13 protein-coding genes are annotated in these 15,075 nt (G+C 54.4%); 8 read left to right on the top strand and 5 right to left on the bottom strand.

From position 1 onward, the window contains the following. The first annotated feature begins 119 nt into the window (after positions 1–119). From map to HV318_RS18025, 4 genes are all read left to right on the top strand, one after another. The gene (gene map / locus HV318_RS18040) at positions 120–914 is read left to right on the top strand and encodes a type I methionyl aminopeptidase (RefSeq protein ID WP_182273808.1); all 795 of its coding nucleotides are present in this window, start codon (positions 120–122) and stop codon (positions 912–914) included. A 63-nt stretch (positions 915–977) separates the two neighbouring features. After that, the gene (glnD, locus tag HV318_RS18035; RefSeq protein ID WP_182273807.1) at positions 978–3,653 is read left to right on the top strand and encodes a bifunctional uridylyltransferase/uridylyl-removing protein GlnD; all 2,676 of its coding nucleotides are present in this window, start codon (positions 978–980) and stop codon (positions 3,651–3,653) included. A gap of 32 nt (positions 3,654–3,685) precedes the next feature. Then, positions 3,686–4,510, top strand: coding sequence for a 2,3,4,5-tetrahydropyridine-2,6-dicarboxylate N-succinyltransferase (gene dapD / locus HV318_RS18030; protein WP_008501915.1), 825 nt, complete (start codon positions 3,686–3,688; stop codon positions 4,508–4,510). Between the two features lie 111 nt (positions 4,511–4,621). Beyond that, positions 4,622–5,011 (top strand): DUF3461 family protein, encoded by a 390-nt coding sequence (locus HV318_RS18025; RefSeq protein WP_008501916.1) that lies wholly within the window; start codon positions 4,622–4,624, stop codon positions 5,009–5,011. 59 nt (positions 5,012–5,070) lie between these two features. Here the strand turns inward: HV318_RS18025 and HV318_RS18020 are convergent, their stop codons facing one another. From HV318_RS18020 to dgt, 3 genes are all read right to left on the bottom strand, one after another. Further along, the gene (locus HV318_RS18020) at positions 5,071–6,228 is read right to left on the bottom strand and encodes a CdaR family transcriptional regulator (RefSeq protein ID WP_182273806.1); all 1,158 of its coding nucleotides are present in this window, start codon (positions 6,226–6,228) and stop codon (positions 5,071–5,073) included. Between the two features lie 155 nt (positions 6,229–6,383). Next, positions 6,384–7,829, bottom strand: a complete 1,446-nt coding sequence (gene degP / locus HV318_RS18015) for a serine endoprotease DegP (RefSeq protein WP_182273805.1) — start codon at positions 7,827–7,829, stop codon at positions 6,384–6,386. A 131-nt stretch (positions 7,830–7,960) separates the two neighbouring features. Further along, positions 7,961–9,475 carry a dGTPase gene (dgt, locus tag HV318_RS18010; protein ID WP_182273804.1) on the bottom strand — a complete coding sequence of 505 codons (1,515 nt, stop codon included), beginning with the start codon at positions 9,473–9,475 and terminating at the stop codon, positions 7,961–7,963. A gap of 82 nt (positions 9,476–9,557) precedes the next feature. On the opposite strand from dgt, the gene mtnN reads away from it, so the two are divergent. The 3 genes from mtnN to HV318_RS17995 are packed head-to-tail and all read left to right on the top strand — an operon-like array spanning position 9,558 to position 11,708. Continuing rightward, on the top strand, positions 9,558–10,256 hold the full coding sequence (gene mtnN, locus HV318_RS18005) for a 5'-methylthioadenosine/S-adenosylhomocysteine nucleosidase (protein WP_182273803.1): 699 nt from the start codon (positions 9,558–9,560) through the stop codon (positions 10,254–10,256). Then, positions 10,249–11,049, top strand: coding sequence for a vitamin B12 ABC transporter substrate-binding protein BtuF (gene btuF, locus HV318_RS18000; RefSeq protein WP_182273802.1), 801 nt, complete (start codon positions 10,249–10,251; stop codon positions 11,047–11,049). Before mtnN ends, btuF begins: the two co-directional genes overlap by 8 nt. A gap of 35 nt (positions 11,050–11,084) precedes the next feature. Continuing rightward, the gene (locus HV318_RS17995; protein WP_182273801.1) at positions 11,085–11,708 is read left to right on the top strand and encodes a TRIC cation channel family protein; all 624 of its coding nucleotides are present in this window, start codon (positions 11,085–11,087) and stop codon (positions 11,706–11,708) included. 60 nt (positions 11,709–11,768) lie between these two features. On the opposite strand, the gene erpA is transcribed toward HV318_RS17995, so the two are convergent. Continuing rightward, positions 11,769–12,113 (bottom strand): iron-sulfur cluster insertion protein ErpA, encoded by a 345-nt coding sequence (erpA, locus tag HV318_RS17990; protein ID WP_182273800.1) that lies wholly within the window; start codon positions 12,111–12,113, stop codon positions 11,769–11,771. An 86-nt stretch (positions 12,114–12,199) separates the two neighbouring features. Further along, positions 12,200–13,600 carry a H(+)/Cl(-) exchange transporter ClcA gene (gene clcA, locus HV318_RS17985; RefSeq protein WP_182273799.1) on the bottom strand — a complete coding sequence of 467 codons (1,401 nt, stop codon included), beginning with the start codon at positions 13,598–13,600 and terminating at the stop codon, positions 12,200–12,202. A 175-nt stretch (positions 13,601–13,775) separates the two neighbouring features. On the opposite strand from clcA, the gene hemL reads away from it, so the two are divergent. After that, the gene (hemL, locus tag HV318_RS17980) at positions 13,776–15,056 is read left to right on the top strand and encodes a glutamate-1-semialdehyde 2,1-aminomutase (RefSeq protein WP_182273798.1); all 1,281 of its coding nucleotides are present in this window, start codon (positions 13,776–13,778) and stop codon (positions 15,054–15,056) included. The last annotated feature ends 19 nt before the right edge of the window (positions 15,057–15,075 follow it).

Below are 15,075 nucleotides of genomic sequence, written 5' to 3'. Positions count from 1 at the left end.
ATTGTTGGCGGAGTGTGCTGTTAATGATTCTCAATTTGGCACGGGGTGCGCCTGACTGATACCATTGAGGACACGTAGATTTATATTGTCGAAAAAATCGACACCGATGGACAGATTACATGGCTATCTCTATTAAGACACCTGAAGAAATTGAAAAGATGCGCGTCGCCGGTCGTCTGGCCGCGGAAGTGCTGGAAATGATTGAACCGTTCGTCAAACCGGGCGTCAGCACCGGCGAGCTGGATCGCATCTGTAACGACTACATCGTCAACGAGCAGCACGCGATCTCCGCCTGCCTCGGCTACCACGGTTTCCCGAAATCCGTCTGTATCTCAATTAATGAGGTGGTTTGCCACGGTATTCCGGATGATGAAAAACTGCTGAAAGATGGCGACATCGTCAACATCGACGTCACCGTCATTAAAGATGAGTACCACGGTGACACCTCGAAGATGTTCATCGTTGGTAAACCCACTATTCTGGGCGAGCGCCTGTGCAAAGTGACTCAGGAAAGCCTCTACCTGGCGTTGAAGATGGTTAAACCCGGTATCCGCCTGCGCACCATCGGTGCCGCTATCCAGAAATTCGTTGAAGCAGAAGGTTTCTCTGTGGTGCGTGAATATTGCGGTCACGGTATCGGCCGCGTCTTCCACGAAGAGCCGCAGGTTTTGCACTACGATGCCGATGACGGCGGTGTGGTGCTGCAAAAAGGCATGACCTTTACTATCGAGCCAATGGTCAACTCTGGCGACTACCGCATCCGTACCATGAAAGATGGCTGGACGGTGAAAACCAAAGACAGAAGCTTGTCTGCGCAGTACGAGCATACTATTGTGGTAACAGACAACGGCTGCGAGATTATGACGTTGCGCAAGGATGACACCATCCCGGCGATACTGACGCACGATGAATGATAAAAAAGCCGGCAAATGCCGGCTTTTTTAATGGCGATAGCTTTTTCTTATGGGTGGCACGCGATGAGTAATCTATTACCCGAACAGTATGCGAATACAGCACTTCCCACCCTCCCCGACCAGCCCGACAACCCGGGCGTCTGGCCACCGCACGAGCTGACCTGCGCCCATATCAAAGCGCATATGGATGTTTTCCATCGCTGGCTGGGTAGCGCGTTTGATGCGGGTATTTCTGCCGAGCAGCTCATCGAAGCACGCACCGAATTTATTGACCAGCTCCTGCAGCGCCTGTGGATTGACTATGGTTTCGGTCAGATTAGCGACGTCGCACTGGTCGCCGTCGGGGGCTATGGCCGTGGCGAGCTTCATCCGCTTTCCGATATCGACCTGCTGATCTTAAGCCGTAAAAAGCTGCCAGACGAACAGGCGCAGAAAATTGGCGAACTGCTGACGCTGCTCTGGGACGTGAAGCTGGAAGTGGGTCACAGCGTGCGCACGCTGGAAGAGTGTCTGCTGGAAGGGTTATCTGACCTCACCGTTGCCACCAACCTGATTGAAACCCGTCTGCTGATCGGCGACGTTGCGCTGTTCCTGGAACTGCAAAAACACATTTTCAGCGACGGGTTCTGGCCGTCAGAGAAATTCTTCGCCGCAAAGGTCGAGGAACAAAATCAGCGCCACCAGCGCTATCACGGTACCAGCTATAACCTGGAGCCTGATATCAAAAGTAGCCCTGGCGGTCTGCGCGACATCCACACCCTGCAGTGGGTCGCCCGTCGTCATTTTGGCGCAACGTCGCTGGACGAGATGGTCGGGTTTGGTTTCTTAACCGAAGCCGAACGTAATGAACTGAACGAGTGTTTACATCTCCTGTGGCGCATTCGCTTTGCCCTGCATCTTGAAGTCAGCCGTTACGATAACCGTCTGCTGTTTGACCGCCAGCTCAGCGTGGCTCAGCGCCTCAATTACAGCGGTGAGGGCAACGAGCCGGTTGAGCACATGATGAAGGATTTCTTCCGCGTTACCCGCCGCGTGACCGAACTCAACCAGATGCTGCTGCAGCTGTTTGACGAAGCGATCCTGGCGCTGACGGCGGACGAAAAACCACGGCCCATTGATGATGAATTCCAGCTGCGCGGCACGCTTATCGATCTGCGCGACGAAACGCTGTTTATCCGCGAGCCGGAAGCGATCCTCCGCATGTTCTATACGATGGTGCGTAACAGCGCGATCACCGGGATCTACTCCACGACCCTGCGCCATCTGCGCCACGCGCGCCGCCATCTGACGCAGCCGCTGTGTTATATCCCGGAAGCGCGAACCCTGTTCCTCAGCATGCTACGCCACCCGGGAGCCGTCAGCCGGGGCCTGCTGCCGATGCACCGCCACAGTGTGCTGTGGGCCTATATGCCGCAGTGGTCGCATATCGTCGGGCAGATGCAGTTCGATCTTTTCCACGCTTATACGGTGGATGAACACACGATCCGCGTCATGCTCAAGCTGGAGAGCTTTGCCAAAGAAGAGACGCGCTCCCGCCATCCGCTGTGCGTTGAGCTGTGGCCGCGTCTTTCCCACCCGGAACTGATCCTGATTGCCGCCCTGTTCCACGATATCGCGAAAGGTCGCGGTGGTGACCACTCGGTACTGGGCGCACAGGACGTGCTGAAATTTGCCGAGCTGCATGGTCTGAACTCGCGCGAGACGCAGCTGGTCGCCTGGCTGGTGCGCCATCACCTGCTGATGTCAGTTACCGCACAGCGTCGTGACATTCAGGATCCGGAAGTCATTAAGCAATTCGCCGAAGAGGTGCAAACTGAAAACCGCCTGCGCTATCTGGTCTGCCTGACTGTAGCGGATATTTGTGCCACCAACGAAACGCTGTGGAACAGCTGGAAGCAAAGCCTGCTGCGCGAGCTTTACTTCGCGACGGAAAAACAGCTGCGTCGCGGAATGCAAAACACCCCGGACATGCGCGAGCGTGTACGTCACCATCAGGTGCAGGCGCTGGCGTTGCTGCGGATGGATAACATTGATGAAGAGGCATTACATCAGATTTGGGCCCGCTGTCGCGCCAACTACTTTGTGCGTCATAGCCCAAACCAGCTTGCCTGGCATGCGCGGCATCTGCTCCAGCATGATTTGTCGAAACCGATGATCCTGCTCAGCCCGCAGGCCACGCGCGGCGGCACAGAGATCTTTATCTGGAGCCCGGACCGGCCTTATCTGTTTGCCGCCGTCTGCGCCGAGCTGGACAGACGCAACCTCAGCGTTCACGACGCACAGATTTTTACCACCCGAGACGGCATGGCGATGGATACCTTTATCGTACTGGAGCCGGACGGCAGCCCGCTGTCGTCGGACCGTCATGAAGGGATACGCTTTGGTCTGGAACAGGCCATCACCCAGCGCAGCTGGCAACCGCCGCAACCGCGTCGTCAACCGGCCAAATTGCGTCACTTTACCGTCGATACCGAGGTCAATTTCCTGCCGACCCACACCGACCGCAAATCGTTCCTGGAGCTTATCGCCCTCGACCAGCCAGGGTTGCTCGCCCGCGTCGGCCAGGTTTTTGCCGATCTGGGAATTTCGCTTCATGGAGCCCGAATTACAACCATTGGTGAGCGAGTAGAAGATTTATTTATAATCGCAACGGCCGACCGGCGTGCCCTTAATAATGACCTGCAGCTGGAAGTGCAACAACGGTTGACAGCAGCCCTCAATCCAAACGATAAAGGGTGACGTGTTTTTTAGTGAAATGGAAAGAGTAAACAATGCAGCAGTTACAGAACGTTATTGAGTCCGCTTTTGAGCGTCGCGCCGAGATTACCCCGGCAAATGTGGATACCGTTACCCGTGAAGCGGTTAATCAGGTGATTTCTCTGCTGGATTCCGGCGCGCTGCGCGTGGCAGAAAAAATCGACGGTCAGTGGGTAACTCATCAGTGGCTGAAGAAAGCCGTGCTGCTCTCTTTCCGTATCAACGATAACCAGGTTATCGACGGAGCAGAAAGCCGCTACTTCGATAAAGTACCAATGAAATTCGCTGACTACGATGAAGCGCGTTTCCAGAAAGAAGGTTTCCGTGTTGTGCCTCCGGCGGCAGTTCGCCAGGGCGCATTCATCGCACGCAATACCGTGCTGATGCCATCCTACGTGAACATCGGTGCGTATGTTGATGAAGGCACAATGGTAGACACCTGGGCAACCGTCGGTTCTTGCGCGCAGATCGGTAAAAACGTTCACCTGTCCGGCGGCGTCGGCATCGGTGGCGTTCTGGAGCCACTGCAGGCGAACCCAACCATCATCGAAGACAACTGCTTCATCGGCGCACGCTCCGAAGTGGTTGAAGGTGTGATCGTTGAGGAAGGCTCCGTTATTTCTATGGGCGTCTATATCGGTCAGAGCACCCGTATTTACGATCGTGAAACCGGCGAAGTTCACTACGGTCGCGTACCTGCGGGTTCCGTCGTCGTCTCCGGTAACCTGCCGTCAAAAGATGGCAAATACAGCCTGTACTGTGCGGTTATCGTGAAAAAAGTCGATGCAAAAACCCGCGGTAAAGTGGGTATCAACGAACTGCTGCGCACCATCGATTAATCGGGTATAACAAAAAGCGGGGGCAACCCCGCTTTTTTTATATCTGAGGGTGGCGAAAATAGATTTTTTCGTTAATTATTCAAAGGTTATGTTGAGATCAAGGGTACCGCTATGTACGATAATCTGAAAAGTCTGGGCATTACCAATCCTGATGAAATTGATCGTTACAGCCTCCGCCAGGAAGCGAATAACGATATTTTGAAAATCTATTTTCATAAGGATAAAGGCGAGTTTTTCGCCAAGAGCGTGAAGTTTAAATATCCACGCCAGCGTAAGACCGTCGTCGCTGACGGCGTAGGACAAGGGTACAAAGAAGTACAGGAAATCAGCCCTAACCTGCGCTATGTGATCGATGAACTCGATCAGATCTGCCAGCGCGATCGCACCGAAGTCGATTTGAAACGTAAGATCCTCGATGACCTGCGTCATCTGGAAAGCGTTGTCACGAACAAGATCAGCGAGATTGAAGCGGATCTTGAGAAGCTTACTCGTAATAAGTAATGACAGGTGCGGCCTGATGCCCTCACCCCGGCCCTCTCCCACAGGGAGAGGGTGAAACCTCATCTCTGCTCATCTAACTGCAGCGCCAGGTACAGCAGCAGCCTGTCGTCAACATTCCCCAGCTCCAGCCCGGTCAGTTCCGAGATCCGGTTAAGCCGGTATTCCAGCGTATTGCGGTGAATAAACAGCGCTTTCGACGTTGCCAGCGGCTGCACGTTATGATGAAACCATGCCTGCAACGTGCGGTACAGCAAACCGTTGTTGTCCATCGCTTTCAGACGGGCTAATGGACGCGCCAGCTCATCGGCCTGCCAGCCACCACGCAGGCCATCGAGCAGCACCGGCAACATCAGTTCCTGGTAGAAGTAGCTCCGGCTTTCCGGCATCCGCTGTTTACCTGACATCATCGTGGTACGCGCCGTGCGCCATGAGCGGGCGATACTGCCCGGCCCGGTAAAGTAATTTCCCAGGGCAACGCGAAAACGCGGTTGTCCGCCCTCCTTCATGTGTGCAATCAGCTGCTCCACCCAGCGACGGTGATCTTCAACATCCCAGCGGCCAAACGGGTTAAGCGCCGGTTTGAGCACCACAATTTCAGTCAGAGAAACAATTGCCGCCAGGTTGTTGCGCTCCGGTGTGACCAGTGCATTTTGCAGCTGCTGCAGTTCGGCCATCGTGCTGTCTACGCCAGACTGGCCGCTATCGACTTCAATGACCACCGCCACGCGTGGCTGATCAAGATCGATGCCCAGACGCTGCGCCCACTCGCTCAGCGCAGGTGTGTGTTCTTCTGCCTGGATCAGGTTCATGACCAGCTCTTCACGCAGGCGGCTATCCTGTGCCAGCAGGTGCATCAGACGCGACTGCTCCAGCATCATTTCGGCGGTCATGCAGACCAGCTCGCCATATTTACGCAGCGACTCCGGTTCGCCCGTCAGGCCGATCACGCCAACAATTTCCCCCTCCAGCCGCAGCGGGAAATTGATCCCCTGACGGACACCGTGAAGGTGTTTCGCAACCGCATCGTCGATATCCACCACGCGTCCCTGAGAGAGCACCAGCAACGCACCTTCGTGCACTTCCCCAATGCGTTCACGATCGCCACTGCCAATAATGCGCCCGCGAGCATCCATTACATTGATATTGGTATCAATGATGCGCATGGTGCGCGCCACAATATCCTGCGCCATTTTGGTATCAAGATGCCTGCCAGCCATGTAACCCTCCTGTGAGCAGGGCTCAAGAATAGGGAAGTTCAGTCACGGCTGCATTGTGCAAATGCACAAAGTCACGGAGAGAAATATGGACTTGTGGAAAAGGTCACAGAAACAAAAATGGCCCCTGCTCGTGGTTGAGCAGGGGCGCGGAGGGATTACTGCATCAGAAGGTAAATTGAAGAATCACCACGCTGAATATTCAACGCCAGCACGGAAGGTTTGCTGTCGAGGATTTTGCGCAGTTCAGCGATGTTTTTCACCGGTTGCTGGTTAGCTCCCATGATCACATCGCCTTTTTTCAGGCCGATACGGGCAGCCGGGCTGTTCGCTTTCACGTTGTTCACCACAATGCCTTTATCTTCGCCTTTGTTGCTCATCTCAGCACCTTCAATACCATTGAAGATGGTGCTGGAGTCCACCTGATTCTGGCTGCTCTGCTGCAGTTCCAGGCTCACGTTAACCGGCTTACCTTCACGCAGCAGACCGAGGGTGATTTTGCTACCAATCGGCATGGAACCCACTTCAGCACGCAGGGCCGCAAAGCTGCTGATCGGTTTACCGTTCAGAGAAGTGATCACATCACCGGCTTTAATCCCCGCTTTCGCCGCAGAGGAGTTCGGCAGCACCTGGCTGACAAATGCCCCACGCTGGGCGTCCACTTTCATTGCTTTCGCCAGCTCGGAGTTCAGCTCAGTCCCCAGGATACCCAGCTCACCGCGTTTCACCTGGCCATACTGCACCATCTGTGCGGTCAGGTTTTTCACCATATTACTTGGGATAGCAAAGCCGATACCGATGTTACCGCCGTCCGGAGCCAGGATTGCGGTGTTGATACCAATCAGTTCACCGTTCAGGTTCACCAGCGCACCGCCGGAGTTACCCCGGTTAATCGCCGCATCCGTCTGGATAAAGTTCTCGTAGTTCTCTGCGTTCAGGCCGCTACGACCCAGCGCGGAGACAATACCAGAGGTCACGGTTTCACCCAGACCGAACGGGTTGCCGATGGCTACGGTGTAGTCACCCACACGCAGCGCGTCGGAATCGGCGAGCTTAATCGCCGTCAGGTTTTTCGGATCCTGAATCTGGATCAGCGCGATATCCGAACGTGGATCTTTACCCACCACTTTAGCGTCGAATTTACGTCCGTCGCTCAGCTGAACTTTAATGGTGTTGGCGTTATCAACAACGTGGTTGTTGGTCACCACGTAGCCTTTTGCCGCATCAATAATGACGCCCGAACCGAGTGCCATGAATTTCTGTTGCTGGCCGCCACCGTTACCGCCCTGGCTTTCATCCCCTGCACCACCGCCCTGACAGAACGGGGAGCTCTGGAAGGGTGAACCGTCCTGGCAGAACGGTGAGTTATCACCGAAGAACTGCTGGAAGTTACGCGGCATACGCGGCGTATTGACGGTCGTACTGCCCTCAACGTTAATACTCACCACCGATGGCATCACTTTTTCGAGCATCGGTGCCAGGCTTGGCATCTGCTGCGCGGTTGCTGCCGACGATGAGCTCTCAGCTGCAGTAGCAGTCAGAGGAGACAGCGCTAAACCTAAACTCAGAGCCAGTGCACTCATTGCTAATGTGGTTTTTTTCATGTTTCTCAATCTCGATTTACAGGTAACGCAAAATTGCTGTGTAACTCAGATTCGTTTTATACCGCTTAGTTCCGGGATTAAGTTTATGGAAAAAGTAAAAATTTATTGGCCGTCTTTACAAAACTCAGCGTTTATTCGACAGCCATGAGCTTGCGGTATTCATCCCAGGCATACAAATCCGTCATGCCGCTGATATAGTCCTGAATAAGACGGCAACGAGAATAATATTCCATAATAGGCCATTGAGGTGATTGTCGATCCAGTCTGCTGACTGCTTCAACATAAGCCAGGCGATGGCGGGTAGAAAGTTTTTGATAAAGCCGGGATTCAATTGGCAATCGCCGCACGCGCTCTTGTTCCACCAGCTCGCTGAACTCGTTGACCGATAGCTGAAGCAGTGGGCGGTAAATCTCCAGTAAACCGCTGATAACCCGGTATCCCTGCAGCTCCAGTTGCTCGACATCCGGATGGCTGAACACATGACGCATCGCCACGTTTTTATATAACTCAAGAAGCTGACTGAAGCTGCTGTCATCTTCCAGCAACGCGTGATTGAATTCCCCGCTAAAAATCATCGGCAAGTTGTCAATAAAACGCGAAGCCGCATACGGCACCAGTTTATTTAATGTATTGACCCGCAAATACATAAAGAACTGATCTTCCGTGCTGCGGCTTAATGAATTTGAGCGCGATTTTTCCCAGGCATTTTCGACAACCTGAGCAAACAGCGACCCTTTTTCATGTTTACCCCAGGCAACATAAAGATGCTGATAAAGTGCCTCAACACTGAATATTCTTTTCTCAACGGCGTCTTCGAGGTCGGCAACGCAATAGGAAATATCGTCAGCGGCTTCCATTATCCATGTCAATGGAAAGCGGCCATTCGGGGTCAGTGAAAGTTCTTTACGTAACCGCTCTATATAGGCTTCTTCAGATAAATAATAGCCCGGCTTTTTCATCAAATAACTGTGTGAGACAGGTGTTTCCCCCATCCACCAGGCGGGGCGCGTATATTTGAGAATGCAGCCCACCTGCGCCCAGGTCAGGTTCATACGCATCAGGGAGTGTACCAGGCGGATCCCCTGCGCGTTACCCTCAAAGTGGCAAAGATCCTGACGCACTTTGCGGCGCAGATCGTTTAATCCTTCTTCACCTTCACGCAGGCGTAAATCCCTGACTACACAGCGATCATCACTGAGCGGCTGGCTTATCGCATCCGAAGGATAAAGTCGCTGTTTAAACCAGTCATTTATCGCCGCCTCCCCAAAATGGCCAAACGGCGGGTTGCCGATATCGTGCATCAGGCAGGCCATCTCGACGATGCTTTCGAACGGCCCCGTCAGCTCATCAAGACCATAGGTTTCCAGCAAACGCTGCTCTTTAAGGCGGCTTAAAATCTCTTTGGCAATGTAACGCCCAACCTGCTGAACTTCCATTGAGTGGGTTAAGCGCGTACGCACCGCAGCGTTACGCTCAAGCGGGAACACCTGGGTTTTTTGCTGTAAGCGACGGATTGCAGGTGAGTTAATAATGCGCCCACGATCGCTTTCGAAGATGCGCAGGATCTCATGTTCGCTCTTTTCGCCCTGCGGCGAGCGGAAACGTCGGTGCCAGTTAATTTTGGTGCGAAAATCGATTGGTGCCATGTGCTCCCCCGCGTGAGAATGCGTTTCCCCTTAACCGCATGATAGACTATGCATCTTAACGAAGCACATCGCGAGTAAATCTATGAAAATCGGCATTATTGGTGCAATGGAAGAAGAAGTTACGCTACTGCGTGACAAAATTGAGAACCGTCAGACCCTCTCTCTGGGTGGTTGCGAGATCTACACCGGCCAGTTGAACGGCGTTGACGTTGCTCTGCTGAAATCTGGCATCGGTAAAGTTGCTGCAGCACTGGGCGCAACCCTGCTGCTCGAACGCTGCAAGCCGGACGTGATCATCAACACCGGTTCCGCTGGCGGTCTCGCACCAACGCTGAAAGTCGGTGATATCGTTGTCTCTGACGAAGCGCGTTACCACGATGCAGACGTGACTGCGTTCGGCTACGAATATGGCCAGCTCCCAGGTTGTCCGGCCGGGTTTAAAGCTGACGATAAACTGATTGCTGCAGCAGAAACCTGCATCGCAGAGCTGAACCTCAACGCCGTGCGCGGTTTGATTGTCAGCGGCGATGCCTTCATCAATGGCTCAGTTGGTCTGGCTAAAATCCGCCATAACTTCCCTCAGGCCGTTGCCGTTGAGATGGAAGCAACCGCGATTGCCCACGTTTGCCATAACTTCAGCGTCCCGTTCGTGGTGGTTCGTGCGATCTCTGACGTGGCTGACCAACAGTCTCATATCAGCTTCGACGAATTCCTGGCCGTTGCGGCAAAACAGTCCACCGTGATGGTGGAAAGCCTGGTGCAGAAACTGGCACGTGGCTAAACACCCTTTTAGGGCACTGGTTGCCCTGCTTCTGCTCGCACCGGCATGGCTTTATGCTGTGCCGCGTGTGATTACCCTCTCCCCCGCTAACACCGAGCTGGCCTTTGCCGCCGGGATCACTCCCGTTGGCGTAAGCAGTTTTTCGGATGACCCACCGCAAGCGGCTGGCATTGAAGAGGTATCGACCTGGCAAGGGATGAACCTTGAGCGCATCGTGGCACTTAAACCCGATCTCGTGCTGGCCTGGCGCGGTGGCAATGCCGAGCGGCAGGTCAACCAGCTCACTTCACTTGGGATCAAGGTGATGTGGATAGACGCGGTGAGCATTGAGCAAATTGCTCAGGCGCTGCGCGCGCTGGCACCTTATAGCCCAACGCCGAAGAAAGCCGAAAGTGCAGCACAACAGATGCTCAGCGACTATGCGGCACTGAAAGCCAGATACGACACCCCGACGAAAAAACGCATCTTCCTGCAGTTTGGCAGCCAGCCGCTGTTCACTACCGGGCAAGGCTCTATTCAGAACCAGGTGCTTGAGATTTGTGGCGGTGAAAATATCTTTGCTGCCAGCCGGGTTCCGTGGCCGCAGGTCAGCCGGGAGCAGGTTCTGGCTCGCCATCCGCAGGCTATCGTGGTGGTCGGAAATGCGAGTGAGATTCCTAAAATTGAACAATTCTGGCAACGCCAGCTAAAAATTCCGGTGATCCCACTCAACAGCGACTGGTTTGAACGCGCCAGCCCGCGTATTATCCTCGCCGCAAAACAACTCTGTGCCGCACTGGCAGAGAGTCACTAACATAGAAACAGACACAAAAGTTCGAGGATTTAACGATGCTCGTTTATTGGCTGGATATTCTTGGCACCGCCGTTTTTGCTATCTCCGGCGTTTTGCTCGCCGGGAAATTACGCATGGATCCGTTTGGCGTGCTGGTACTTGGCGTGGTTACTGCCGTTGGCGGCGGAACGATCCGCGATATGGCGCTGGCAAATGGCCCGGTATTTTGGGTGAAAGATCCCACCGATCTGGTGGTGGCAATGGTCACCTGCCTGTTAACGATCGCGTTAGTTCGACAGCCCCGCCGTTTACCAAAATGGGTGCTCCCGGTGCTGGATGCCGTCGGCCTGGCGGTGTTTGTCGGCATTGGGGTGAATAAAGCCTTTAATGCGGGAACCGGCCCAATGGTGGCTATCTGCATGGGGGTCTTAACCGGTGTGGGCGGCGGGATCATTCGTGACATTCTGGCGCGCGAAGTGCCGATGATCCTGCGAACGGAGATTTACGCGACAGCCTGTATCGTCGGCGGCATTGTTCACGCCACGGCGTATTATACCTTTGCCATTCCACTGGAGAATGCGGCAATGCTGGGGATGGTTGTGACGCTGGGGATACGTTTAGCGGCGATCCGCTGGCACCTGAAGCTGCCGACGTTTGCGCTGGATGATAATTCAAGATAAGGCCGTTTATAAGCCCGGTAGCGCGACGCTTTACCGGGCCCACAACGACACCAGACGCTATCAGATGCTGAACGAAGAACCACACCCACAGGTGCTTTTCGCGTTCGGGTTGGTCACAACAAAGCGAGAGCCTTCCAGACCTTCGGTGTAGTCAACCGCACCGCCCACCAGATATTGCAGGCTCATTGGGTCAACCACCAGCGCGACGCCCTGCTTCTCGATAGTCATATCACCATCGTTCACCTGGTCATCAAAGGTAAAACCGTACTGGAAGCCGCTACAGCCGCCACCGGTAATATAAACACGCAGTTTCAGATCCGGATTGTCTTCGTCGGCAATCAGGGTTTTCACTTTGTTGGCTGCTGCTTCGGTAAACTGCAACGGCAGCGCTACATCATCACTCATCTTATGCTCCCATGAATACTGCTTACTGCTATTGGGTAAAAATCACCCAATTCTTTTTTTCATTATCTAATACCCTGGTAATTCATTCAAGTATTCTGCTTCGCGGCCTGCTCAGCCTCAACTTTTGCCAGGGTACGGGCAAGAATGGTGGAGTATAGCGGTTTTCCACCCAGGAATTGGGCTAATAGTGTCGCGCCGAGACAGGTAATGATCATTGGCAAAATGAGCTGATAATTATCCGTCATCTCCAGCACCAGCACGATCCCGGTCAACGGCGCACGCAAAGACGCGGCCAGCAGCGCCCCCATCCCGGCAATGGCAAACGTCCCTGCATCCAGATGATACGCCGGGAACCCGGCAGCTGCCGCCATCCCAAACGCCGTTCCCAGTAGAGTTCCCAGCGCCAGCATCGGAGCGAAAATCCCGCCCGGCGCACCGGAAGAAAAGCAAAGCACCGTGGTTACCACCCGGGAAATAAACATAAACAGCAGCAGGCCCACGCTGAAATTGCCCGCCGCCGCAATGGGGATCAACCCAAAACCACCGCCCGCTGCATTGGGTTCAATAACGCCGAGGATGCCACAAGACCCGCCGAGGAAACCACCGACCAGCACCCATTTGGTCGTGTTACCGCCGTGGATGCGCTGGAACATATCCTGAGCGCGTAAAATCAGCGTATTAAAAAGCGGCCCTACTACGCCAAAAATCATGCCAAGAACCAGATACAACCACAGCGTATTCACTGGCGCATTGGTCAGTTTTCCCACTTCGATCACCGCCCCTTCGCCATTAAAAATGCGAAAGACGATGCTCGACATAATCACACCGGTAAAAACCGCTTTTATGGAGATCAGGTTGTAACGGAACTGGGCGCGCATCTCCTCGATAATAAACAGGATCCCCGCCAGAGGGGCATTGAATGCGGCAGAAAGCCCCGCCGCGGCACCCGTTGCCAGCAACGTATGGCGCGCTTCGGCACTGCGCATCCGAAACAGATCGCCCACCATGCGTCCCACATTACCGCCCAGTTGTACCGTCGGCCCTTCCCGCCCGAGCACCATCCCTGCCCCCAGCGTTCCCATGCCACCGATAAACTTAACGGGGATCACCCGCCACCAGCGAACCGGACGTAGTTCTTCAAGCGCCCCTTCAATCTCCGGGATACCAGACCCTCCGGCCTCAGGTGCAAATTTACGCACCAGAAAATAGCCCACCATCGCAAACACGGCAGACAGACCAAACGCCCACACCCAGACCAGCCATCCGCTATTGGCGAAACCGGCAATGGTGCCAATGCGCCAGTTCAGTACCGTGTTCACTGCCTTTTCGAACGCGACACCCGCCAACCCGGCTACCGAGCCCACCACGGCGGCGGCCAGCAGAATTGCCAGCGGCGTTTTATCGCGATTGAGCAATCGCCGGATGCTGATACGGTGTCTCGCACGCGTAAACTGTTGTTCTTCAAAAGAGGGAGATTCTGCTTTCATTGTCCGTTTTTTCATCATACAAATCACTGCGGAAATTTTACCAGAGACTGTCTTCTCGTCCCCTGAAAAATCCTTAACAATTGTTTATGCATTAATGGGGCAAAAATTTCATAACCTTTCGCGAATCACTTAGAATAGTGTGCTTAATCATTTTATACGAACCAGGAACGACGCCATGAGCAAGTCTGAAAACCTCTACAGTGCAGCCCGCGAGCTTATTCCGGGTGGCGTAAACTCGCCTGTTCGCGCCTTTACCGGCGTAGGCGGAACCCCGCTGTTTATTGAACGTGCTGACGGCGCGTACCTGTTTGATGTCGACGGCAAAGCCTATATTGATTACGTCGGTTCCTGGGGACCGATGGTGCTGGGACATAACCACCCGGCGATCCGCAATGCGGTCATTGAAGCGGCCCAGCGCGGTCTGAGCTTCGGGGCACCAACCGAGATGGAAGTCAAAATGGCGGAGCTGGTCACTGAACTGGTCCCCACAATGGACATGGTGCGTATGGTGAACTCCGGTACTGAAGCCACCATGAGCGCCATTCGTCTGGCGCGCGGCTTTACTGGCCGTGACAAAATCATCAAGTTTGAAGGCTGCTACCACGGCCATGCGGACTGCCTGCTGGTAAAAGCCGGTTCCGGTGCGTTGACCCTCGGCCAGCCAAACTCTCCGGGCGTACCTGCTGATTTCGCTAAGCACACCCTGACCTGCACCTATAACGATCTGGACACCGTTCGCGCCGCATTCGAACAGTATCCGCAGGAGGTTGCCTGCATCATCGTTGAACCGGTTGCGGGCAACATGAACTGCATTCCACCACAGCCTGATTTCCTGCCGGGCCTGCGCGCACTGTGCGATGAATTCGGCGCGCTGCTGATCATCGACGAGGTGATGACCGGCTTCCGCGTGGCACTGGCGGGTGCGCAGTCTTACTATGGCGTCGAGCCGGATTTAACCTGCCTGGGCAAAATCATCGGCGGCGGCATGCCGGTCGGTGCATTCGGTGGTCGTAGAGATGTGATGGAAGCTCTGGCTCCGACAGGCCCGGTTTACCAGGCGGGTACGCTGTCCGGTAACCCGATTGCGATGGCAGCCGGTTTTGCCTGTCTGACCGAAGTGGCACAGCCGGGTATCCATGAAACGCTGACAGCTCTGACGACTCAACTGGCAAATGGCCTGATGGACGCCGCTGAAGATGCGGGAATTCCGCTGGTCGTCAACCACGTTGGTGGAATGTTCGGGATTTTCTTCACTGATGCCAAGACCGTGACCTGTTATCAGGACGTGGTGAAATGCGATGTTGAACGCTTTAAACGCTTCTTCCACCTGATGCTGGAAGAAGGTGTATACCTGGCTCCATCCGCGTTTGAAGCAGGCTTTATGTCTGTGGCGCACAGCGAAGACGATATCAATAACACCATCGACGCGGCGCGTAAGGTGTTTGGCAAGCTCTGAGTTGTCGATGTGTTGCCGG

The sequence above is a fragment of the Enterobacter sp. RHBSTW-00901 genome, assembly GCF_014103115.1.
Taxonomy (GTDB): Bacteria; Pseudomonadota; Gammaproteobacteria; order Enterobacterales; family Enterobacteriaceae; genus Enterobacter; species Enterobacter cloacae_P.
The sequence above is the reverse complement of the archived record's forward strand: the minus strand, read 5'-3'. Positions and strand labels throughout refer to the sequence as shown.

Coding starts and splice junctions, on each gene's coding strand:
- map (WP_182273808.1), top strand. CDS start 120: ATGGCTATCTCTATTAAGACACCTGAAGAAATTGAAAAGATGCGCGTC.
- glnD (WP_182273807.1), top strand. CDS start 978: ATGAGTAATCTATTACCCGAACAGTATGCGAATACAGCACTTCCCACC.
- dapD (WP_008501915.1), top strand. CDS start 3,686: ATGCAGCAGTTACAGAACGTTATTGAGTCCGCTTTTGAGCGTCGCGCC.
- HV318_RS18025 (WP_008501916.1), top strand. CDS start 4,622: ATGTACGATAATCTGAAAAGTCTGGGCATTACCAATCCTGATGAAATT.
- HV318_RS18020 (WP_182273806.1), bottom strand. CDS start 6,228: ATGGCTGGCAGGCATCTTGATACCAAAATGGCGCAGGATATTGTGGCG.
- degP (WP_182273805.1), bottom strand. CDS start 7,829: ATGAAAAAAACCACATTAGCAATGAGTGCACTGGCTCTGAGTTTAGGT.
- dgt (WP_182273804.1), bottom strand. CDS start 9,475: ATGGCACCAATCGATTTTCGCACCAAAATTAACTGGCACCGACGTTTC.
- mtnN (WP_182273803.1), top strand. CDS start 9,558: ATGAAAATCGGCATTATTGGTGCAATGGAAGAAGAAGTTACGCTACTG.
- HV318_RS17995 (WP_182273801.1), top strand. CDS start 11,085: ATGCTCGTTTATTGGCTGGATATTCTTGGCACCGCCGTTTTTGCTATC.
- erpA (WP_182273800.1), bottom strand. CDS start 12,113: ATGAGTGATGATGTAGCGCTGCCGTTGCAGTTTACCGAAGCAGCAGCC.
- clcA (WP_182273799.1), bottom strand. CDS start 13,600: ATGAAAGCAGAATCTCCCTCTTTTGAAGAACAACAGTTTACGCGTGCG.
- hemL (WP_182273798.1), top strand. CDS start 13,776: ATGAGCAAGTCTGAAAACCTCTACAGTGCAGCCCGCGAGCTTATTCCG.